Origin of the sequence: Paenarthrobacter sp. NPDC090517 (genome assembly GCF_044769165.1) — a bacterium.
Taxonomy (GTDB): domain Bacteria; phylum Actinomycetota; class Actinomycetes; order Actinomycetales; family Micrococcaceae; genus Arthrobacter.
This window is the reverse complement of the sequence record NZ_JBIVXN010000002.1, coordinates 496401-517507: the sequence shown is the minus strand read 5'-3', so window position 1 is coordinate 517507 and position 21107 is coordinate 496401. Positions and strand designations below refer to the sequence as shown.

Here is a 21107-nt window from a genome sequence, read left to right as displayed (position 1 = left end):
ACCCCAACCCTGCCGTGGTCCTCGTCGCTGACGCCGGGAAGGAGTCTCCTTTGGTATCCCCGAACGAGGTTTCTTCCGAGTGGGACGATACATTGACCGCCTCATTCATGGCGGGGGACGAGTCTGCACTTGTGGCTGCTTACAGGCAGTTTGCCCCGCTTGTTCACACGCTCGCTTTGCGGTCCTTGAGGGACCGTGCCGCGGCCGACGACGTCACGCAGGAGGTTTTTATCCGGGTGTGGCGTTCACGGGACACCTTCAACCCCGAGGTCGCGCGGTTGCCGGCTTGGATAGTGGGCATTGCACGCCACGTCATCGCCGACGCCCACTCTGCGTCAAACCGGGAAGTTCGTAGAGTCCTTGCCGTCGCCCAGGTCCAGGACGCTGGCGGGGGAGGTCCAACGGAGGAAGCTGTCGAGGTGCTGGCCGACAGGTTGCTCCTTGACGGAGAACTGGACCGGCTTGGTGAACCGCAGGGCGCCATCATGAAATTGGCGTTCTACGAAGACCTGACGCACGAGCAGATTTCCCGCAGGCTTGAACTACCGCTTGGTACCGTCAAGAGCCACATTCGGCGCAGCTTGATCCACCTAAGAAGCAGACTGGAGGTTGACCATGCCGCACATTGATCCGGAAGAGTTGAGCCTCCTGGCGCTTTACGGTGACTGGCTCGATGAGGAGGGCCGGCAGCACCTTAGTAGCTGCGACGCCTGCTCGGCGGAGTACGCCGCAATGCGTCGCGCCGTTGACGCCATGAAAACCACGCCGGACAACAGCACCTTCGAGGTGCCTGGGCCCGGCGTGTGGAGTGGTATTCACCGGGAACTGGGTTTGCCGGACGCAATCCGGGAAGACCCCTTGGGCTCCGCAGCGGGCTCTGCGACAGGGACTGAAACCAGCAAGCCCGACCTCGCCGGTCCGCCCGAACCAGGGCAGCCACCAGCACCACCAGCGGATATACGCTCGGTCAGGAAACGTCCCCAAGGGTGGCAACGCCGCGGGACGTGGCTGGCGGTCGCCGCAGCAGGTGCCTTGGTCATCGCCGGTGCAACCCTATGGAACATCAACCAGGCGGCAACGCCGTTGGCGCGGGCAGAGTTGTCGCCACTTGCCCAGCACACCGCTACAGGATCAGCGACAGTCCTTGAGTCCTCGGATGGAACGCGAACGCTGGAAGTGAAGCTGAGCAAAGAAGAAGCACAGGGCTACCAGGAAGTCTGGCTTATCGACACGGACCTCACAGGGCTGATCAGCCTGGGAATAATGAAGTCGGACTCAGGTACCTTCCAGCTTCCGGCGGACCTGAATCTGGCCGATTTCCCCATCGTCGACGTTTCGGATGAACCATTGGACGGAAATCCCGGCCACTCGAGCGTGAGCATCGTCAGGGGCTCGCTCATTTCCTGAGAGCCTTTTCACTGGTGTGAATCGCATTGCCGTGTGCTGCCTTCCCACTCTCAGTAGCGGGTAGCCTGAATCCCATACCCCAAGGACAGGAGGCCCCGGTGGCTGGAACAACAGTGGCTTCAACATCTGTGCCTGACAAATCTCTTCTCGAGACCACCGTGGCCGAGCTTATGGCTGAACTGGCGGCACTGGAAGAACCCCGCGCCCGTGAGGTGAATGAGAAGCATGGCGATGACCATGGGGTAAACCTCAGCAAGCTGCGCGCCGTCGCGAAGCGGCTAAAGACCCAGCAGGATCTCTCGCGGGAGCTCTGGGACACGGGTGACACCGCCGCCAGGTTGCTGGCACTCCTGATCTGCCGTCCCAAGGCCTTTGAGCGGCAGGAGTTGGACAGCATGCTGCGCGAAGCCCGGACTCCCAAAGTGCAGGACTGGCTGGTGAACTACGTCGTCAAGAAAAGCCCGCACTCCGAAGATCTGCGGCTGGCATGGTTCTCCGATCCAGACCCCGTGGTGGCAAGCGCCGGCTGGGCGCTGACCTCCGAACGAGTCGTCAAGAAGCCCGAAGGCCTGAACCTCGTCCAACTGCTCGATGCTATTGAGGCCGAAATGAAGGGCGCTGCGGACCGCCTCCAGTGGGCCATGAACCACTGTCTGGCACAGATTGGAATTGAGTTCCCGGAACACCGGGCCAGGGCCCTGGACATCGGTGAGCGCTTGGAAGTGCTGAAGGACTACCCGACGCCGCCTAACTGCACGTCGCCTTTCGCGCCGGACTGGATCAATGAGATGGTGCGGCGAAAGGCAGTCAACTAGGGCTGGTCAGCCCCTGTTCCGGTGCATCATCCGGTAGGTGAGCTCCGCAAGGAGCTCTTCGTCGGAGAGGTGCGAGGCCCGGGCGACGGGAGCACTGGGAACTGTGACGCGGGGAGGTCCTGGGCGTGATTCGTCACCTGAGCGCATGTCGTCAGGGGTGATCATGTCCGGAGCGAAGTTCGACTTACCTTTTAGGACCTCCGATACGGAACCTGCCCTCCAGCCCAAGGCGTGCTCAAGCTTGCGCTGGTTGATCTCCTGCGTCCTGCGGGTCCCTGACTCCAGTGTTCGGACTGTCTTGATGGCAGTACCAGCCTGCTTGGCCAACTGGACCTGGCTCAGGCCTTGGGCCAGGCGTTCTTCTTTGATCAGGCGGCCGATAGTCTGCAGTGCTTCAAGTTCATCCACGATTCCCAGTTTTCCATAGGCAATAGTAGGCAATCAAATCAGGGCTCGCGGAATGGTGGGGCGCTGAGTCTGCCCACAGCCACCTATGCGACCGGAAGAGGTCTGTACGCAGAAAAGAGAAGGCTACTTGGTATCAATGCGGTTACTTTATGTGTAAGCGCTTGCATTCGGTGAAGGATCATGGCTAGTGTGAGCGTCACCACATCAATTGCGCCGCCGAATCTTTGTACTCAGCGAGGAGTCTTTAGCATGAAGAAAACCAAGTACCTGCTACCGGTCGCAGCCGCCGGTGTTCTGGCACTTACCCTTTCCGCCTGTAGCGGAGATGGTGGCGGTGGAGGATCCACCGCCGGCTCGGATGATTGCTCCGCCTACGAAAGCTATGGCAAGCATGACGGCAAGACCGTCTCCGTTTACTCGACCATCGTCGACATCGAAGCCACAAACCTCGAAGAATCCTGGAAGCAGTTCGAAGACTGCACAGGTATCACCGTCAAGTACGAGGGCAGCAAGGAATTCGAAACGCAGATCGGTGTCCGTGCCCAGTCCGGCACCGCCCCTGATGTGGCGATCTTCCCTCAGCCCGGCCTTCTTGCCACCCAGGCACGGGCAGGCTATTTGAAGCCCGCTCCGAAGACCGTCTCTGATCTCGTGGACAAGAACTGGTCCCCGGACTGGAAGAAGTACGGCACCGTGGACGGCACGTACTACGCCGCTCCGATGCTCGCGAACGTCAAGGGCTTCGTTTGGTACGCGCCCAAGACCTTCAAGGACAAGGGCTGGGAAGTTCCCAAGACTTGGGACGAAATGATCGAACTGTCCAAGAAGATCGCTGCGGATGACCCGAACGTGAAGCCTTGGTGCGCCGGTTTCGAATCCGGTGAGGCAACCGGCTGGCCTGGCACGGACTGGATCGAGGACGTGGTCCTGCGCGCCCACGGACCCGAGGTCTACGACCAGTGGGTAGCTCACCAGATCCCCTTCAACGACCCCAAGATCGTTGACTCCTTCAACAAAGCCGGCGACATCCTGCTCAACCCGGACATGGTGAACGGTGGCTTCGGTGACGTTCGCACTATCCTCAGCACCGGTTTCGCCCAGGCTGGCCAGCCGGTTCTGGATGGCACCTGCGCCATGCACCACCAGGCCAACTTCCAGGCAGCCAACTGGCCTGCAGGAACCAACGTTGCTGAGGATGGCGACGTATGGGCGTTCATCACCCCGCCGATTGACGAAAGCAAGGGCAAGGCAGTCACCGGCGGCGGCGAGATGGTGGGCGCATACAAGGACACCGCTGAAGTTCAGTCGTTCCTGGCATACCTGGCCAGCGCAGACTTCGCCAACAACCGCGTAAAGCTTGGTGGCGTAGTCAGTGCCAACAAGGGCCTGGATCCCAACAACGCACAGTCGAACCTTGACAAGCTGACTGTCCAGATCCTTCAGGACCCGGAGACTGTTTTCCGTTTCGACGGCTCTGACCTGATGCCGAGTGCAGTTGGTTCCAACTCCTTCTGGAAGGGAATCGTGCAGTGGATCAACGGCACGTCCTCGCAGGATGTTGCCAACAGCATCGAATCCAGCTGGCCTAAGAGCTAACTCCCACAGTGCTGCCTCCCCTGACTGGAACTGCCAGCCGGGGAGGCAGTGCTTTTCCCGGCACTTAGTGATTCACTCACGCCCCGGAGGTTGGGTATGGAATTTATTGGAGAAAAACTCCTACAAGTAGTGATAGCCCTGGCGATATTCGCAGCGGTTATCGGCCTCATCATGCTGCTGGTGGACAGGGCACCTAAATCGGTCAAGGACAAAGTAACCGTTGCGGGCTTCCTTGCCCCCGCGGCCATCCTGATGCTGGTTGGCCTGGTCTATCCGGCCGTTCGCACCTCAATGCTGGCTTTCACGGATGCCGGCGGCAACGTCAACGGCTTTGATAACTTCGTATGGATGTTCACGCAGCCCGAGGCTCTGACCACGCTGCGGAACACCGTAATTTGGACCGTCCTGGTTCCGTTGCTGTCCACGGGCTTTGGGCTTGCCTACGCGGTGTTCATTGACAAAGCCCGTGGCGAGCGGGTTCTGAAGTCACTGGTCTTCATGCCGATGGCCATCTCCTTTGTGGGCGCCGGCATCATTTGGAAGCTCGTGTATGACTACCGCGGTCCAAACATCGAGCAGACCGGTGTCATCAACTTCTTCCGGGACGCCTTGGGCATGGACCCTAAGCAGTTCCTCTTGGACGCCCCGGAAAACACCTTCTTCCTGATCATCGTCATGGTCTGGATCCAGACCGGCTTTGCCATGGTGATCCTTTCTGCAGCCATCAAGGGGGTCCCCGTGGAACTCATCGAGGCAGCCCGCCTGGATGGGGCCAACGCCTGGCAGCAGTTCCGTAACGTCACGATTCCAGGTATCCGCGGTGCCCTGGTGGTGGTTCTGACAACTATCACGATCGCCACGCTGAAGGTGTTCGACATTGTCCGAACCATGACGGCAGGCAACTACGACACGTCTGTGGTCGCCAACGAAATGTATACGCAAGCCTTCCGCGCCGGTGAGCCGGGACGTGGTGCCGCCCTGGCTCTGGTCCTGTTCCTCATGGTGCTGCCGATCGTCGTGTACAACGCTCGAGTCCTTCGCAAGCAAAGGGAGATCCATTGACAGCCACGCCAGCCCCGAAAGAGGCCTCGAAGGCCACCCGGCAGCGTCCTGGATCCGACCCCACGGAGGACGCCCAACCGATCACGCGTCGGGTCAAAACGAAGCTCACCTCGAAGTGGGCAACAGCGGCAGCCATCATCATCGCCGTCGTATGGTCCGTGCCGACGTTCGGCCTCTTTGTCACCTCGTTCCGTCCGGCAGCCAAGCAAGTGGGTCCCCGCTCCGACGGCTGGTGGAATGCGTTCACTGATTGGCAGTTCACGTTCAAGAACTATGTGGATGTCCTGACTCCCGCAGGTTCACAGTCCGCCAATCTCTCGCAGTACTTCGTCAACTCCATCGCGATCGTCATCCCGGTCACCATCTTTGTGCTGGTGTTGGCGTCCATGGCCGCGTACGTTTTCGCGTGGGGCAAGTTCAAGGGCCGCGACGCACTCTTCATCTTCGTCTTTGCCCTGCAGATCATCCCGCTCCAGATGGCGCTGATTCCGCTCCTGCAGTTCTTCACGCAGACCCTGCAGCTCCCGGCCGGCTCCTACGCGCAGCTGTGGATTGCCCACACCATGTTCGGCCTCCCGCTGGGCATCTTCCTGCTTCACAACTTCATCTCGGAAATTCCCGGTGAAGTCATTGAGGCAGCAAGGGTGGACGGCGCTGGACACAGCACCATCTTCTGGCGGATTATCCTGCCGCTATCGGTTCCTGCGCTCGCCTCGTTGGCTATCTTCCAGTTCCTTTGGGTCTGGAATGACCTGCTGGTGGCATTGGTGTTCTCCGGCGGTACGGCAGATGTTGCTCCCATTACGCAGCGTCTGGCAGAAATTTCCGGTACGCGTGGTGCCAGGGACTACCTGAACCCTGCAGCAGCATTCGTCTCCATCATCATTCCGCTCCTGGTGTTCTTCGGATTGCAGCGCTACTTCGTGCGCGGCCTGCTTTCCGGCGGCCTCAAGGGTTAGGAACTGCAGCCTCGGTTACGCAGCGCGTTACATCGCTGCGTAACCGAGGGCTGCAAAGCACAAGTACACATTTAGGGTGAAGGCGGAGCAACGGCGGCCGGAGAGGGGAGCCTGTGTCAAAAACAACGGGTAGGTCCCAACGCGGCGGTCATACCGGCGTCAGCATTGAGGACGTTGCCGCTGCTGCCGGAGTTTCCACCGCGACAGTTTCCAGGGCGGTCCGGGGACTGCCCCGGGTGTCGCCCGCGACCCGGGAAAAGATCCTCGAAGTAGCCAGTTCCCTAGGGTACGTGGCGTCGTCGTCGGCCTCGGGACTCGCGACAGGCCGCACCCGCACCATAGGCGTGCTGGCCCCCTTCGTCAGCCGGTGGTTCTTCTCCAAGGCCATCGAAGGTGCGGACCGGGAACTACATTCACGCAAGTACAACCTTTCGCTGTTCAATCTGGGCGGTCACGGCAGCAACCGGGAGCGGCTCTTCAGCTCCACCATGGTCTACAAGCAAATCGACGCTCTGCTGGTGCTGTGTATGTCGTTGACCGAGGAAGAGCTGGAACACCTCCACAAGATCGATATCCCGCTGGTAGTGGTGGGTGGTCACGTTGAGGACTGCGCGTACATAGGCATCAATGATTACGACGCCGCGTCCACCGCCGTGCGGCATCTGCTGGACCTGGGCCACAAGGACATCGCGTTGCTCCATGGCGACGACGAAACGGACCTGAACTTCGACGTCCCCCGGGTGCGTATCCGTGCTTTCCAGGAAGTAATGACCGACGCCGGCCTGGAAGTCCGCCCCGAGTGGGACCAATGGGGGGATTTCACGGTGGCCAGCGGACAGCAGGCTTTCAATCGGCTCTGGAGTCAGCCCGGCCGCAAGCCAACGGCCATTTTCTGTTCCTCGGACGAGATGGCGATGGGTGTCATTTTCGAAGCAGCCCGCCACGGGGTCCGGGTACCCGAGGACCTCTCGGTCATTGGGATCGACGACCACGATTTCTCGTCGTCAGTGGGTCTCACCACGGTGGGGCAGCGTCCCGATAACCAGGCCGAGCTCGCCACCAAAATGCTGTTGGATGAACTGGACGGCAACCCGGGAGCGGTGCATTCAGAGGTGGCACCCCACAAACTGATCGTGCGCGAGACAACGGCCCCGCCAAGCTAGTGCCGAAGCCGGGCTAGTGCCGAAGCCAAGCTAGCGCCACGCCAAGCTAGGAAGCGCGCGCCAACTGCCGGATGGGAATCCACCGCGAGGCGAGTCGTCGGTAGGCGGCCGCCGCTCCGGTCATGTCGCCTTCAGCGAGGCACTCGATCCCCAAGCGAACATCCATGGGGGACTCGTCCGGGTACACCTTGTCAGCTACGGCACCGTAATCCAGCTCCACCATGGACTGGACGTGGAAAAGCTCCAGCCATTCCGTAAGCTGCGTCAGGTCATCCAGCATGTCCAAATCCGGTGCGGCCAGCGCCAAATGGGCCACGGCGAACCGCGCCCGGTCCAGGGCCTCAGTCAGGGGCGTCCATACCCGGACGGTCAGGATGCGCCCCTCGGATTCCACCACGTCCTTGCGGTCGGACTCGCTGAATAGCGAGAACCAGCTGAACGGGATTCCCCATGTTGAGGCACGGGTATGCACGCGTTTGGCGGCCTCCCCGGCATTGATGCGATCGATCCTTGCCTGGTGCTTGTCGCGCTGCGAGACCGGAATGAGGAGGTCGGCCAGCGGGCTGTGCACACCGTCCATGAGCGCGTTGGCCGCCAAGCCAGCCCGAATCACCAGCTGGCTGGGGCAGTAAAGCAACCGTCCGGCGTCGTTATCTTCTTTCTCGGACACAGCGGCGTGACGCCCGCTGGGCACACGCGTCATCCGGACCAAGTCCGTGCGGCCCGTGGGGAAAGGATCGCCGCCGGAGCGCGTGATGCGTCCCAGCGAGGCCTGGAGCTCTGCATTCTCGACGGCGGCCCTGGACCCGTTCTTGCTGCCCTCCGCAACGAGTTGGCGCTGCTGTTCAGGCGGGAACGCCTCCAGGGGCTCGTAAATGCGAAGCGACGAAGAGAACGGCAGACCTGCCTGGCCCCGATACAGGTTTCCAGTCATGTCAGCCGCCCCTTTCGTTAGTGACCTTGTAGTTGGTCTGCGAGGTACTTAGCCTGCGAGCTCCACGATGACGGGAGCGTGGTCCGAAGCGCCCTTGCCCTTGCGCTCTTCGCGGTCGATGGAAGCTCCAATGACGCGTGATGCCAGCGCCGGGGAGGCGAGGCAGAAGTCGATGCGCATGCCTTCCTTCTTGGGGAAGCGCAACTGCGTGTAGTCCCAGTACGTGTACACCCCGGGGCCCGGAGTGTAGGGACGGACGACGTCGGTGAACCCTGCGGTTTCGAAGGCGTGGAAGGCGGCGCGCTCGGGTTCGCTGACGTGGGTGTAGTTGTTGTTGCGGAAGAGCTCGATGTCCCACACGTCGTCGTCGAACGGCGCAATGTTCCAGTCACCCATGAGCGCGATCTGGGCGGTCGGATCAGACTTCACCCATTCGGCCGCGTGGCCCTGAAGAACGTCAAGCCACTTGATCTTGTACGGCATGTGTTCGTCGTCCAATGAGCGGCCGTTGGGAACGTAGAGGCTCCAGATTCGGATGCCGCCGCAAGTGGCTGCGATGGCACGGGCTTCCTGCGCGGGATCCTTGCCTGCCTTGCCGAACGCAGGCTGGTCCAGGAAAGTGCGCTGCACGTCCTCCAAGCCCACACGGGAAGCGATGGCAACACCGTTCCACTGGTTCACGCCAAAGTGCGCAACCTCGTAACCCATGCGCTCGAACAGCTCCCAAGGGAAGTTCTCGTCCTTGCACTTTGTCTCCTGGATGGCCAGGACATCACAGTCGCTGCGCTCAAGCCAGGCTTCTACACGGTCGGCACGGGCGCGGAGGGAGTTCACATTCCAGGTTGCTATCTTCACAGCCACTAACTTACCGAACTTGGCGCTAAGCGCATCCCCTGCCGCCCTTTTTGCCGTTCACAACCGGCGCATAACCACCGCGGGCCCACCGCGCAACCAGCGCTCAGCTAGCGCGCGAACAGCGGCGGTGAACTGGCCAGCTTGCGGAGCCCGATGCCTGAAGCGATGAGGAGCAACCCTGTCAGGATCGCGAACCCTGCCAGCATCCACACCAGGCTGAGGAAGCCGAGTCCGGGGTTGAAAAGGACAACAATCCCGAACACCGTAGTGACGAGTCCCGTCAGGAACCAGATACCCCAATTACGAATGAAGCTCCTGGCGGCCAAGGACAGAATGATTTGGGAAAGGCCCAGGACCAAGGCCCACAATCCGATGAGTAGGCCGATTGCTGCTGCGGTAATTCCGGGCAATGCAATGGCCACAATGCCGGCGGCGATGGAGATCAGGCCACCCACTACAGTCCAGCGGGAACGGCCGGCGGGGTCGTAGAAATAATGGGCCACGCTGGTAATGCCGTCAATGATTGCGAAAATGCCGAACATGACAACTACCACCAACGCAGTAGCGCTCGGCAAAACAATGATCAACAGGCCAAAAACTATGGAAAGGGCTCCCCGGACGAGCAAGGCAGTTCCCGGGTTTTTGAACATTTTGCGATCCGCTACGTCCGACATACGGTCAGCGTAACCAACGGCGTGCCTTTACCGCATCCCCTCGCGCCGGATAGCTGTGGCAATTGCTGCGGCCCGCGTCTCCACACCGAGTTTGGCGTAAATGTGGGCGAGGTGGGTTTTGACTGTTGCTTCGGAAATGAACAGGCGTTTTCCAAGATCGCGGTTGCTGAGTCCCTCTGTGAGGAGGCTGAGTAACTCGGCTTCGCGGGGAGTGAGGATCTCGTCAGGGTTCCGCAGTTGTTGGAACAGGCGTGAGGCCACCGGTGCACTCATCACGCTCTTCCCCTGCACAGCGCCGCGCACGGCTGCGAAGATCTCCTCCGGGGCGGCGTCCTTGAGCAAATAGCCCATGGCTCCGGCATCTACTGCGCGGACGATGTCGGCGTCGGAATCGTAGGTGGTGAACACGATGACGGCCTGCTTGGGGTTCCACTGCCTGAGCAGCTTGATGGCTTCGATGCCATCCATTCCAGCGCCCATCGCGAGGTCCATGAGGATAACCGCGGGCGTATGCTCCTGCGCGGCTTCCAGTGCTTCCTCGCCGGAGGCCGCTTCCCCGACGACGGCGATATCACCTTGGGTGCCCAACAGCGCCTTGAGCCCGCTCCGGACTACGGTGTGGTCGTCCACGAGGAGCACGGAGATAGTGTTCACAGCGCCTCCTTCAGGACATTTGCCGGGTCAGCCAGCCGGGTCAGCGGGAACTGCGCCGCAATGATGGTTCCTTCGCCTGGCGAGCTCTCCACAGACAACTCTCCGCCCAACTGTTCCACACGCTGTCGCATGGCCCGCAAGCCGTATCCTCCGTTTGCCGACGGCGGAGGTACCGCTGCGGGATCAAAGCCGCGGCCGTCGTCGAACACGTCCAAGGTGACCGCGTCCGGGAGGTACCCCAAGGTCACACTGGCGTGCTCCGCGTGTGCATGGAGTTTGATGTTGGCAACGGCGCTTTGGGTGACGCGGAGCAAGGCATGCCGCACCTCGGAAGGAAGGGGCCGGGGGTCACCCGTGACCTGAATGTTGACGGTCTCAAAGTACTGCCGGGCGGCGTGTTCCAAGGCCTCCGGGAGCGGGCCTGTCTCAAGGCCCGGGGCGGAAAGTTCGTGCACCAGGCTTCGGGTATCGGCGAGGTTGCGCCGGAGCAAGTCTGTCGCCTTGCGTACGTCTTGGTGGGCGGTTTCAGCGGGCCACGCGCGCTGGGCGGCCTCGAGGAGGAGAAGGCTGCTGGCCAAGCCCTGGGTGACGGTGTCGTGGATCTCGCGGGAAACGCGCTCGCGCTCCGTAGCAATTCCGGCTTCACGTTGCTTGGTGGCGAGCTGCTCCTGGGCTTGGGTGACGTCGTCGAAAAGCCTGCGTTGCAGTGCCGCGTCACGCTCGATCTTGTCGTAGATCAGAGTGAGCAGCGCACCCGCAGCGAGCGGACCGAGCAGCATGGCGATGTCCGTCCAGTCGCTCATCCGGAAGAGACCGAGGGCGGTGGCGGCCGCCGTCGCACCTCCTGCAACATAGCCGGCCCAGCCCCGGAATGCCGTCCGAGTGAGGAAGAAAATGGCGAAGGAACACCACGCGAAGCTCGGGGCGATGACCACCAACGCGGCCCAGGCTGCAACCAACGCCACCATCCACGGAACCCACAGCTGTTGCTTGCGATGGTCCGGGTGCTGACGGTGGACCAACAAGGCGGTTACCGCGTACAGCGCGCATACCGCAATGGCCAGGGCAACAGTCCACAAGTTGTCCGCGGGGGAGTGGCGCATGACGTACCTGACCGCAGAGGCCACCATCAGGACGGCAAAGCCCAAGTGCACAACTGCATCGATGCGGCCATCAATCCGCATGCTGCTCCCATTGCTGGGCTTTGGCCGTGGACGTGCAGTTGGCATGGGTGGTTCCCGTTCCGGGTTTCGGTGGAAGACGTTCTTTCCATGCTAGATCCCGATGCAGCCATTGGTCTCTCCACCTTTTGGCTGATACCGGCGGCGGAAAGGCTGAGGCCGGGAGGGGCGCCCGGCCGATGTGGCAGCGGGCCATCCGCGGAAGCATGGAGCTGTACCCGATGCTTACAACGAGGAGACCCCGTGAAGAAGTCCAACAAGATGATTGCCGCCGCCGCTGCAGGAGCACTGTTGCTCACCGGCGGTGTCACTGCCGTGGCCAACGCAGTGTCACCAGCCGCCGCGCCTGCCGCCGCACCGGTGAAGGTTGCCGCTGACGTTCTTCCTGCCCCGGAGAACGTCGTAGCCCAGAACCGCATCTCCGTGGGGGCGTCCAGCAAGGCCGTCAATGCCGCGCTCGCAAAGTGCCAGGCCGACAAGCTGCCGTTCGTGACCGTGGCACTGGTTGACCGCTTCGGAACCGTGCAGGCGCTTCTTCGGGGTGACAACGCCGCCGAGCACACCATCGAAGCCGCCAAACAGAAGGCCTACACGGCAGCAGCTTTCGGTGCTCCCACCAGCGAGCTTGCCAAGCGCGTCAACGGTAACGGCCCGTCCATCGCCGACCTCCCCGGCACCTTGTTCCTGCCCGGCGGCGTTCCGCTGAAGGTCAACGGCGTTTCAGTGGCGGGCATCGGAGTTGGCGGCGCACCCGACGGTGCCCTCGACGAAGCCTGCGCCACCGCCGGTGCTGATGCGTTGGCTGCGGCCGCGAAGTAGCCTCGACAGTATGGATTCCCTGAAGGGGCGGGGCCTGGCCGCGGGTTCGGTGATCGGCGCTGGTTTGCTGATCGCCGGGCTCGTGGCCGGCTGCGCACCGTCGTCGCCTGCTGATCAGACGTCAGGCACATCCGGCACGCCAGGTGCAGGCACGACGCCGGCCGCCTCCGCTTCCGCCCCGGCCGCCTCCGCTTCCAGCCCGGCCCCGGCTGCCGTACCACCCGGCTCGACCGCGACGGCGAGCGCAAGTCCCGGCCCGACGTCGTCGGCTGCGTTGCCACCCAAACTGTCACCGGAGGCCCAAATCGAAACCGACCGACTCCTGATCCTCGCCGCAAAGGCCAACGACGTTGCCCGTGTTCGCGGACTAATCGCGGCGGGTGGGAACGTCAACGCGAAGGACGACATCCAAGACTCCGCGTTCCTCTACGCCGGCGCTGAAGGCTTCAACGAGGTCCTGCAGCTGACGTTGGCTGCAGGCGCGGATGTTCGCAGCACCAATCGGTACGGCGGCACCGCGCTGATCCCGGCCAGCGAACATGGACACACCGGGACGGTCCGGGTTCTGATCGCAGCAGGTGTGCCCGTGGACCACGTCAACAACCTGGGCTGGACGGCCATGCAGGAAGCCATCCTGCTCAACAACGGCGGGCCCAATCAGCAGGACGTGGTCCGGCAACTCCTGGCTGCCGGAGCCAACCCGGACATCCGCGACCCCCAAGGCCGAACCGCCCTGCAGAACGCAGAGCGGCTCGGGTTTGCCGAGATCGCGGCGCTGATCCGGAACCGCTGAGATGAGCTACCCAACTAGGTCGCAGATCAGGTCGTTCCCAGCGCTGCGAACGACCTGATCTGCTACTTACTTGGGTTAGAGGGCTTCCAGCACACTCACATAGTTGGCGATGCCCACTCCGCCCATGTTCTGGACCGCGCCCCGGCGGGCGTTGGACAACTGCATGTCACCCGCTGTGCCGCTGAGCTGCATCGCGGCGATCACGTGCTGCGACACGCCGGTGGCTCCCACAGGGTGGCCTTTCGCCTTGAGTCCGCCCGAGACGTTGACGGGTAGCTTGCCGTCCTTATAAACCCAGCCCTCCTGGACCGCCCGCGAGCCCTCGCCACGGGGAGTGAGGCCCATGGCTTCGTACATGATGAGTTCGGCGATGGTGAAGCAGTCGTGCACCTCCGCAAAGTCCAGGTCCTGAAGGCCCATTCCTGCCATGCCCAGCGCACGCTCCCACGAAGCCCTGGTGGCAGCGAACTCAGTGGGATCGCGCTTCTCCGCCGGAAAGAAGTCGTTGGCGTGGCCGAAACCAGCCAGGCGCACCGGCGCGGTTGCGCCTCCGGTAGCGGACGTGGAAAGCACGACGGCGGCGGCACCGTCTGAGACCGGCGAACAGTCCGTGCGCCGCAAGGGTTCGGCCACCATGGGGTTCTTCTCGGAAATGGTCCGGCAGAACTCTTCGCCGAAATCCCGATGCATTTGGGCGTAGGGGTTGTCCATGCCGTTGTGGTGGTTCTTGGCAGCAATTGAACCGAGGACATCACCGAGGCCGCCTTCGAATCCCGGACCGGTGATGTCGGCCCCATAGCGCTTCCCGTAATGCTTGGCGACCTCAGCGAACAAGCCTGTAAATCCCGTGGAAGAGGCTTTTCCTGCCATCTCGTATGAAGCGCCGAGCAAGGCCGCCCCCACAACGTCGGCGCCGGCGTCGGTCATCTTCTCCGCCCCGATCACCAGGACGTTGCGGGCAGTCCCGGACAGGACGGCTTTGACACCTTGCTGGAAAGCCGCGGAACCGGATGCGCAGGCATTCTCGGTGCGCGTCGCGGGAACGTTAGCCAGATCTGCGGACAACTGAAGTGCCAGCGACGACGTGAATCCCAGAGGCTGCATTCCGGAGTTGAACTGCCCGAGGTAAATTTCGTCGATGTCCTTGGGATCGAGCCCAGAGTTCTTAATCGCTTCGCCGGCAACCTGGACAATCAGCGACTCCAAGGTGTCATCAGCCAGTTTGCCGAACTTGCTGTGCCCCCACCCAGTGAGCAGGATGTCCTTGCCGAATTGGTCCTTCAGGCTCATGCGCTTGCTCCTTCAAGTGTTTGTTCAACAGAGGCGAGCGCCACTGTGAACTCTGCCTCGGTCTTGCTGCGGATCTCTTCCACTGTGACGCCAGGGGCGAGGCGGGTCAGCAGCAGCCGGGTGCCGCCGTCGGGTGTTTCCGCCGTGGACTGTGTTTCCTCGATGTCGAAAACGGCGAGGTCCGTGATGATGCGGTCAACGCACTTGAGTCCCGTGAGCGGGAGCGTGCATTCAGTGACGATCTTGGCCGAACCGTCCTTGGCGTTGTGCTCAGTGAGGACCACCACCCGCGGTGTCCCGGCTACCAGGTCCATGGCCCCGCCCATGCCTTTGACCATCTTGCCGGGGATGGTCCAGTTGGCCAGATCCCCCGAGCCGGATACCTGCATGGCACCCAGGATGGCCACCTTCACGTGTCCGCCGCGGATCATGCCGAACGACGTGGCGGAGTCGAAGATGCTGCCGCCGGGGGTGATGGTGACGGTTTGCTTGCCGGCGTTGATAAGGTCGGCATCTTCCTCGCCCTCATACGGGAAAGGGCCCATGCCGAGCAGGCCGTTCTCACTTTGGAGGACCACCCGCACGCCTTCGGGCAGGTTGTTGGCCACCAACGTGGGAATGCCAATGCCGAGGTTGACGTAATCGCCGTCGTGCAGTTCTTCGGCCGCGATGGCGGCCATTTGGTCTCGTGTCCATGCCATGGTGATGTTCTCCTTTGCTTCTAAACCGTGAGTGCTTCGCGCCGGGGCCGGACCGTGCGCTGTTCAATGTCCTTGACACGATCCGTGGCTTGGACCAGCCGCTGGATGTAAACGCCCGGGGTGACGATGTGGTTCGGGTCCAGCTGGCCGGGTTGAACAATGACCTCAGCCTCGGCGATGGTCACTGCACCCGCTGTGGCAACCACCGGATTAAAGTTGCGGGCTGTGTACCGATAGATCAGGTTTCCGTCCGTATCCGCAGTGTGGGCGTGGACCAGGGCGACGTCGGCGGTGATGGCGCGCTCGCGGACGTACGTCACGCCGTCGAACTCTTCCAGCGGCTTGCCTTCGGCAACCAAGGTCCCCACCCCGGTTCGCGTGTAGAAGGCTGGAATGCCGGCGCCGCCAGCGCGGAGACGCTCGGCGAGTGTGCCCTGCGGCGTGAACTCCACTTCCAGTTGGCCGGCGAGGTACCGCTCGGCGAAGAGCTTGTTCTCGCCCACATAGGAAGCGATGACCTTCCGGACCTGGCCTGCTTCGATGAGGACGCCGAGCCCCTTGCCGTCTACGCCCATGTTGTTGGACACGATGGTGAGATCCTTGGCACCGGACTCGCGGACGGCGTCGATCAGGTCAGCGGGGATGCCGCTGAGTCCAAAGCCTCCGACGGCGATGGTCAGGCCGTCTGCCATCAGGTCATGTAACGCTTGGGCGGCGCTCGCTTGGATCTTGGTCATGCTCGACTCCTCTTTGAGCTCATTGCCGATGCATCCACTTTGTGGACTGCTCTAACTCCTGAGAAGGAGCCTAGGTTGCCTCTGATAGTCGGTCAACGGACCTACCCGCCACATACTCAGGGTATGGACACTAGAATGGAAGGTGTCCATAATATGGATGAAATCTCTTGTGGAGGGTGCTGTGGTGGTTCAGGGAGCACAAGTGGTGGGCCGGGTGGCCCTGCTGCTTCGGCTAGTGGGACGTAAGCCCGAAGGCATGTCCCTGGCGGGCTTGGTGCGGGAGTCCGGCTTGACCCGGCCGACCGTTCACCGGCTTCTGACCTCCTTGGCCGCGGAGGGTTTACTGGAACACGATGCGGCCTCCGGGAAGTGGGTGTTGGGGCCGGAGATCTTCCTGCTGGGATCAGTGGCCGCTGCACGTTTTCCCATGGAGGACATTGCGCGGCCGTCGCTGCGGAGGCTGGCTGCCGAAACTGGAGAGAGCGCCTTCTTCTCCATTCGTCGTGGCAACGAAACCGTGTGCGTGCTGCGGGAAGAGGGCTCGTTCCCCGTGCGGTCCTTCGTGCTGCACGAAGGCGTGCGCTTTCCGCTGGGGGTCGCTTCGGCCGGCACTGCCATCATGGCTTTCCTGCCTCCCGACGAACAGGAATCGTTGTTGGGCGACTGGGCTGCGCATGCCGGCGACTTTGCGGCAGGCCACCCTGCAGAAGTAGTTCGGGGCAATCTGGAACGGACGCGGCTGGCTGGATACTCCGTCAATCCCGGTTTGATCCTGGAAGGCAGCTGGGGCATGGGTGCGGCTGTGTTTGATAGGCAGGGACGGCCAGCGTGGGCTCTTTCCTTGACGGGAATTGAGCCGCGATTCCGTGCAGACCGCCAGGAGTTCCTCGGGAAACTGTTGCTCGAGGAAGCGCACAGGATGACGGCGCGCCTACAGGGATCCTGACCCAAGTAGGTAGCAGATCAGGCCGTTCCCAGCGCTGAGAACGGCCTGATCTGCTACCTAGTTGGGGGAGTCGAGGTCCAGCCGCATCAGCACTCTCGGGAAACCGTTCAGGACCGACGTCGTCTCAGCCACCTTCTTGAAGCCGGCCTTCTCGAATAATCTGCGGGTACCCACGTACGCCATGGTCAGGTCCACCTTGCCGCCTTTGTTGTCCACGGGGTATCCCTCAATCGCGGGCGCGCCGTGGCTCTTCGCGAAGTCAATCGCCCCGCGGAGCAGCTCGTGGGAGATTCCCTTGCCGCGATGCCCGGGCCGCACCCGGATGCACCAGACCGACCACACCTTGGTCTCATCTACGTGGGGGATCCTGCGGTTCTTCGCAAAAGTAGTGTCCTCGCGAGGGTGGACCGCTGCCCACCCAACTACTTCGTCGCCGTCGTACGCCAGAACGCCGGGAGGCGGGTCTTCGGCCACGAGCTTCTTCACCAACTTCCCGCGCTCCTGTTTCTGGAGCTCTTGGTTCAGTTTCGATGGAATCCTGTAGCTGAGGCACCAGCACACGTTGGCATCGGGGCTCTTGGGCCCCACCATGGTCTTCACGTCATCGAACACCGTCGCGGGCCGAACCTCGATTGCCATGCGGACCATCCTGTCATCGGGTCTGGATGCAGGCAACGGTTTCCGCCGAAGGCGAGAGTCGTCAGCTTCGGAGATACGCGAGCACGGCCAACACTCTTCGGTGGCCCCGGTCCATGGCGGACAATTGCAGCTTTTGGAAGATGTTGCCAATGTGCTTGCTGACAGCAGTTTCAGTAACCACCAACCGCGCGCCGATGGAAAGGTTGTCCAAGCCTTCGGCCATCAGGCCAAGGACCTCGCGTTCCCGGGGCGTAAGCGTGCTGATGGGATCGCTGGCTCCTCGGCGGCTCATTAGCTGGGAGATCACTTCGGGGTCCATGACGGTCGCGCCGCCGGCCACGCGTCGGAGGGTGTCCGTAAACTCGGCCACCTTTCCCACGCGTTCCTTGAGGAGGTAACCCAGGCCGGCGGCACCCTCGGACAACAGATCACCGGCGTAGCGGTCCTCCACATACGCGGAGAGGACCAACACTGGAAAGCCGGGTCGCCGTCGTCGGGCTTCACGCGCGGCCAGCAGGCCTTCATTCGTGAAGGTGGGCGGCATTCGGACGTCCAGGACGGCGGCGTCGGCATCATCCAGGACTGAAAGGAAGTCGACGGCGTTGTCCACAGCCGCGATGACATCGAAGCCTTCGCTTTTGAGGAGAAGTGACAGGCCTTCACGGAGGAGGGCGTCGTCCTCGGCGATTACAACCCGCACGGCAGTTCCACCTTCACAGTTGTAGGCCCGTTGGCCGGGCTTTGAAAATCGAGGACTCCCTCGAAAGCGGCCGCCCGACGTCGAATTCCTGCGAGCCCGCCGCCGGGACGTTCAAACGCTCCGCCGCGGCCATTGTCCTCCACGGAGATCAGAAGTTTGTCTACGGAACCAGGAGTCGCCCCACCGCGTTTGACCATAACGGACAGCCGGGTAGCGGCACTGTACTTATTGGCATTGGTCAAGGCTTCGGCCACGATGAAGTAGCTGGCCGACTCCAGTGCAGCCGGCACCCTGCTCAGATCAGACACCATCAAGTTGCAGGGAATCGCTGAGCGTCCCGTCAGGGCCGAAAGGGCTCCCTCCAGGCCCAGCTCGTCCAGGATTGGCGGGTGGATGTCGTGTACCGCTGTTCGCAACCCGGCCAAGGCGTCAGTTGCGGCTTGTTGGGCCCTGCGGACGTGGGGAAGTGCGTCTTCCGGACTCTTTTCAAGGGTTCGTTCGGCCAACCCGAGCATCATGACCACTCCAACCAGCCGGTTTTGGGCGCCGTCGTGTAAATCGCGCTCTATCCTCTTGAGCTCTGCGGAATGCGCATCCAAAGCAGCGGCACGGCTGGCGGTCAGCGCCGTCACCCGCTCCACGAGGTACGACCTCCCGGGAAGGGACAGCATCTTCGCCTGGAGCCAGGCAAGCCCGGCAGCCGCTCCCGGAATCAACCACCAGGAAACTGCTGCGTACCCGGCGCCAATCAGCAGCATCCACCACGCGCCGTCCCAGGACGTCACGGGATAAAGGCTAACCACCGGTTGGTCCGGAGGAAGGAGGTACCAGTAGGTGGGAATGAGCAACGAGTTCAAGGCTCCAAAAGGAAACGCGATACACAGGAGCGTGACGATCGGCATTCCCAACCCATGGGCCGTCAGCCATAGCAGGTCCCGGCCTGTGCTGCGGGAGAAAACCAACCGGAGCCTCTCTTCGAAGGAAGGGTTCTTGGGGATGGGAACGTAGTTTTCGATCACGGGCATACCGGAGTGGCTGGCTGTTCGACGGCGGGCTATCGCCGCCCACCAGCGCAGGCCGGCCACCGCCCGGGGTGCAATGAGCCATCCGCCGCTGAAGAGGAACAACGGTATGAGTAGCGCGGCAACCATGAACATGGCCATGGAGATGATGCTGGCCAGCAGTTCACCAACAAGGTAGCCGTAGGCGCGCAGCCATGGCCGAAAACGAGTTTTGATCATGCCTTCAGTCTGCCGCAGCGGTATGAGCCTTGGCGGTATAGCCAGCTCCACCTTTAAGAGGGTGGCCCGCACCATCGTGCTCGTTTTCGCCGGTCCGTAGCGTCGAAGACATGAAAAGTGACGCATCTGCAAAAGTGCACCGACCGGTGGAAACCGTCCCCGGAGCCGCCCGAATTTCCAGCAGTCGGGACCCTCGTGGCTCGGGCACTGCGCGTGATGTGAGCGTGGACTTCATCCGAAGCTTCTGTCTTGTGGTTGTGGTTGCCCTCCACGCCCTGATGGTAGGTGTCAGCATTGGTCCGGAGGGACCTGTACTTGAGAATGCCTTGGACGGCAACCCTGGGTTCGCCTCCCTGTCCTGGCTGGTCCAAATCATGCCGCTGTTCTTTATTGCGGGCGGCTTCAGTTCCATCACGCAGTGGCGTCGAATGCAGCTCCGGGGCGGTACCGCCGGCGATTACATCCGGCTCAGGCTGCTGCGGCTACTCGTTCCCGCTGTGGTCCTGGTGGCCGTGGTGGGAGCGGCATTGTTGGGTATGGGGGTAAGCGGTGTTCCTGCAGAAATTGTTGGAACTGCCGGGTATCGGATCAGCCAGCCATTGTGGTTCCTGGCCGTCTACCTGGGATGTTCTGTGCTTGTTCCCCTGATGGCGTTCGCGCACGGGAAGGCAAGAATACGCAGCCTGGTAGGGCTCGGACTTGCCATTGCCGCGGTGGACAGTGGGCGGATGCTCCTGGAACTTCCTGCTTTCGGGTATGCAAATCTTGTCTTTGTGTGGATCTTCATCCAGCAGCTGGGTTTCTGGCTTGCCGATGGCTCCATGGGGCGGATGTTCAGCGCGGCGCGGAAATGGGCTGCTGGATTGTCGCTGATGCTGATGATGTACCTCTTCGCCTCCGGTTGGTACGCAGGGGACATGTTCAGCAACCTCAACCCGCCGACCGGCGCCTTGGCGCTCCTGGCAATCGCGCAATTAATGATCTTCTCCCTTGCCCAAAAGCGGATCAGGTGGTGGGCGGAAAATCCAAGGGCCAGGTACCTCATCGAAGTGGTGGGCTCCAAGGCCATGACGATCTACCTCTGGCACATGCCTGTCATGGTTGGCCTTGCGGGGCTGCTGCTCGTAGTGCCGGTACACCTGCCGGTGCCTGGCAGTGCAGATTGGTGGCTGGGCAGGCCCTTGTGGCTCTTGGCTGTTGCCTGTTTGCTCCTTCCCCTGGTTCGCGCCTTGGGGCGATTCGAGCAGGTCAAGGCCGCCTCCCGTCCCGCTTTCACCTACCCAAGGGCCGTGCTCAGCACCGTGAGCGGTGTTGTGGGGGTAGTGGTTCTGCTTGTTGACGGGATCACGCCGGTCACGGCTGCTGCCAGCGTTTTTCTTTTTTGCTTCGCGCTCCGCGGTCAGCTCCTCCTGAGGAAGTGAAATAGCGGCTGCGGCATGGCGGCCCCGCGAAGAATTTAAAAACTTTTTCAATCCGCACCCATCCACCCCGTCGCAACCTCCGAATAGCTGGTGAGACACAAACCGCTGGTGA

At 62.0% G+C, this 21107-nt stretch carries 23 protein-coding genes; 11 read left to right on the top strand and 12 right to left on the bottom strand.

Features of this window, described 5'->3' with window-relative positions; translation table 11 throughout:
- Window positions 1-14 precede the first annotated feature (14 nt).
- The 3 genes from ACIQTW_RS11175 (at window position 15) to ACIQTW_RS11165 (ending at window position 2222) form a co-directional block, all read left to right on the top strand.
- Window positions 15-629: an RNA polymerase sigma factor gene (locus ACIQTW_RS11175; protein ID WP_402936974.1), complete on the top strand. Its 615-nt coding sequence runs from the start codon at window positions 15-17 to the stop codon at window positions 627-629.
- The gene (locus tag ACIQTW_RS11170) at window positions 616-1407 is read left to right on the top strand and encodes an anti-sigma factor domain-containing protein (RefSeq protein ID WP_402936863.1); all 792 of its coding nucleotides are present in this window, start codon (window positions 616-618) and stop codon (window positions 1405-1407) included. The genes ACIQTW_RS11175 and ACIQTW_RS11170 overlap by 14 nt, the downstream gene beginning before the upstream one ends.
- A gap of 98 nt (window positions 1408-1505) precedes the next feature.
- Window positions 1506-2222 carry a DNA alkylation repair protein gene (locus ACIQTW_RS11165; protein WP_402936862.1) on the top strand — a complete coding sequence of 239 codons (717 nt, stop codon included), beginning with the start codon at window positions 1506-1508 and terminating at the stop codon, window positions 2220-2222.
- 6 nt (window positions 2223-2228) lie between these two features.
- On the opposite strand, the gene ACIQTW_RS11160 is transcribed toward ACIQTW_RS11165, so the two are convergent.
- The gene (locus ACIQTW_RS11160) at window positions 2229-2630 is read right to left on the bottom strand and encodes a helix-turn-helix transcriptional regulator (RefSeq protein WP_017199223.1); all 402 of its coding nucleotides are present in this window, start codon (window positions 2628-2630) and stop codon (window positions 2229-2231) included.
- A gap of 249 nt (window positions 2631-2879) precedes the next feature.
- On the opposite strand from ACIQTW_RS11160, the gene ACIQTW_RS11155 reads away from it, so the two are divergent.
- From ACIQTW_RS11155 to ACIQTW_RS11140, 4 genes are all read left to right on the top strand, one after another.
- Window positions 2880-4226: an ABC transporter substrate-binding protein gene (locus ACIQTW_RS11155; protein WP_402936861.1), complete on the top strand. Its 1347-nt coding sequence runs from the start codon at window positions 2880-2882 to the stop codon at window positions 4224-4226.
- Between the two features lie 96 nt (window positions 4227-4322).
- Entirely contained in the window at window positions 4323-5288 is a 966-nt protein-coding gene (locus tag ACIQTW_RS11150) for a carbohydrate ABC transporter permease (RefSeq protein WP_402936860.1), read from the top strand.
- Window positions 5285-6247 carry a carbohydrate ABC transporter permease gene (locus ACIQTW_RS11145; RefSeq protein ID WP_402936859.1) on the top strand — a complete coding sequence of 321 codons (963 nt, stop codon included), beginning with the start codon at window positions 5285-5287 and terminating at the stop codon, window positions 6245-6247. Before ACIQTW_RS11150 ends, ACIQTW_RS11145 begins: the two co-directional genes overlap by 4 nt.
- Window positions 6248-6360: 113 nt before the next feature.
- Window positions 6361-7410 (top strand): LacI family DNA-binding transcriptional regulator, encoded by a 1050-nt coding sequence (locus tag ACIQTW_RS11140; RefSeq protein ID WP_402936858.1) that lies wholly within the window; start codon window positions 6361-6363, stop codon window positions 7408-7410.
- A 46-nt stretch (window positions 7411-7456) separates the two neighbouring features.
- On the opposite strand, the gene ACIQTW_RS11135 is transcribed toward ACIQTW_RS11140, so the two are convergent.
- From ACIQTW_RS11135 to ACIQTW_RS11115, 5 genes are all read right to left on the bottom strand, one after another.
- The gene (locus tag ACIQTW_RS11135; protein WP_402936857.1) at window positions 7457-8344 is read right to left on the bottom strand and encodes a hypothetical protein; all 888 of its coding nucleotides are present in this window, start codon (window positions 8342-8344) and stop codon (window positions 7457-7459) included.
- 48 nt (window positions 8345-8392) lie between these two features.
- The gene (locus ACIQTW_RS11130) at window positions 8393-9199 is read right to left on the bottom strand and encodes an exodeoxyribonuclease III (RefSeq protein WP_402936856.1); all 807 of its coding nucleotides are present in this window, start codon (window positions 9197-9199) and stop codon (window positions 8393-8395) included.
- A gap of 107 nt (window positions 9200-9306) precedes the next feature.
- Window positions 9307-9873 carry an HdeD family acid-resistance protein gene (locus tag ACIQTW_RS11125; RefSeq protein ID WP_402936855.1) on the bottom strand — a complete coding sequence of 189 codons (567 nt, stop codon included), beginning with the start codon at window positions 9871-9873 and terminating at the stop codon, window positions 9307-9309.
- A 27-nt stretch (window positions 9874-9900) separates the two neighbouring features.
- Entirely contained in the window at window positions 9901-10527 is a 627-nt protein-coding gene (locus ACIQTW_RS11120; RefSeq protein WP_402936854.1) for a response regulator, read from the bottom strand.
- On the bottom strand, window positions 10524-11756 hold the full coding sequence (locus ACIQTW_RS11115; protein ID WP_402936853.1) for a sensor histidine kinase: 1233 nt from the start codon (window positions 11754-11756) through the stop codon (window positions 10524-10526). The genes ACIQTW_RS11120 and ACIQTW_RS11115 overlap by 4 nt, the downstream gene beginning before the upstream one ends.
- 195 nt (window positions 11757-11951) lie before the next feature.
- On the opposite strand from ACIQTW_RS11115, the gene ACIQTW_RS11110 reads away from it, so the two are divergent.
- Window positions 11952-12527: a heme-binding protein gene (locus ACIQTW_RS11110; protein ID WP_208295724.1), complete on the top strand. Its 576-nt coding sequence runs from the start codon at window positions 11952-11954 to the stop codon at window positions 12525-12527.
- A gap of 10 nt (window positions 12528-12537) precedes the next feature.
- Window positions 12538-13320 carry an ankyrin repeat domain-containing protein gene (locus ACIQTW_RS11105; protein WP_402936852.1) on the top strand — a complete coding sequence of 261 codons (783 nt, stop codon included), beginning with the start codon at window positions 12538-12540 and terminating at the stop codon, window positions 13318-13320.
- 75 nt (window positions 13321-13395) lie between these two features.
- Here the strand turns inward: ACIQTW_RS11105 and ACIQTW_RS11100 are convergent, their stop codons facing one another.
- The 3 genes from ACIQTW_RS11100 to ACIQTW_RS11090 are packed head-to-tail and all read right to left on the bottom strand — an operon-like array spanning window position 13396 to window position 16048.
- On the bottom strand, window positions 13396-14610 hold the full coding sequence (locus tag ACIQTW_RS11100; RefSeq protein WP_402936851.1) for an acetyl-CoA acetyltransferase: 1215 nt from the start codon (window positions 14608-14610) through the stop codon (window positions 13396-13398).
- Complete coding sequence (locus ACIQTW_RS11095; RefSeq protein ID WP_402936850.1) at window positions 14607-15311, bottom strand: CoA transferase subunit B; 705 nt, start codon at window positions 15309-15311, stop codon at window positions 14607-14609. The genes ACIQTW_RS11100 and ACIQTW_RS11095 overlap by 4 nt, the downstream gene beginning before the upstream one ends.
- Window positions 15312-15331: 20 nt before the next feature.
- Entirely contained in the window at window positions 15332-16048 is a 717-nt protein-coding gene (locus ACIQTW_RS11090; protein WP_402936849.1) for a CoA transferase subunit A, read from the bottom strand.
- A 157-nt stretch (window positions 16049-16205) separates the two neighbouring features.
- Between ACIQTW_RS11090 and ACIQTW_RS11085 the strand changes: the two genes are divergently transcribed.
- Window positions 16206-16994 carry an IclR family transcriptional regulator gene (locus ACIQTW_RS11085; protein WP_402936848.1) on the top strand — a complete coding sequence of 263 codons (789 nt, stop codon included), beginning with the start codon at window positions 16206-16208 and terminating at the stop codon, window positions 16992-16994.
- Between the two features lie 57 nt (window positions 16995-17051).
- Here the strand turns inward: ACIQTW_RS11085 and ACIQTW_RS11080 are convergent, their stop codons facing one another.
- From ACIQTW_RS11080 to ACIQTW_RS11070, 3 genes are all read right to left on the bottom strand, one after another.
- Window positions 17052-17633, bottom strand: a complete 582-nt coding sequence (locus tag ACIQTW_RS11080) for a GNAT family N-acetyltransferase (protein ID WP_402936847.1) — start codon at window positions 17631-17633, stop codon at window positions 17052-17054.
- 61 nt (window positions 17634-17694) lie between these two features.
- Window positions 17695-18333, bottom strand: a complete 639-nt coding sequence (locus ACIQTW_RS11075; protein WP_402936846.1) for a response regulator — start codon at window positions 18331-18333, stop codon at window positions 17695-17697.
- Window positions 18321-19574: a sensor histidine kinase gene (locus tag ACIQTW_RS11070; RefSeq protein ID WP_402936845.1), complete on the bottom strand. Its 1254-nt coding sequence runs from the start codon at window positions 19572-19574 to the stop codon at window positions 18321-18323. The genes ACIQTW_RS11075 and ACIQTW_RS11070 overlap by 13 nt, the downstream gene beginning before the upstream one ends.
- Before the next feature lie 110 nt (window positions 19575-19684).
- On the opposite strand from ACIQTW_RS11070, the gene ACIQTW_RS11065 reads away from it, so the two are divergent.
- Window positions 19685-20995 (top strand): acyltransferase, encoded by a 1311-nt coding sequence (locus ACIQTW_RS11065; RefSeq protein WP_402936844.1) that lies wholly within the window; start codon window positions 19685-19687, stop codon window positions 20993-20995.
- Window positions 20996-21107: the final 112 nt, after the last annotated feature.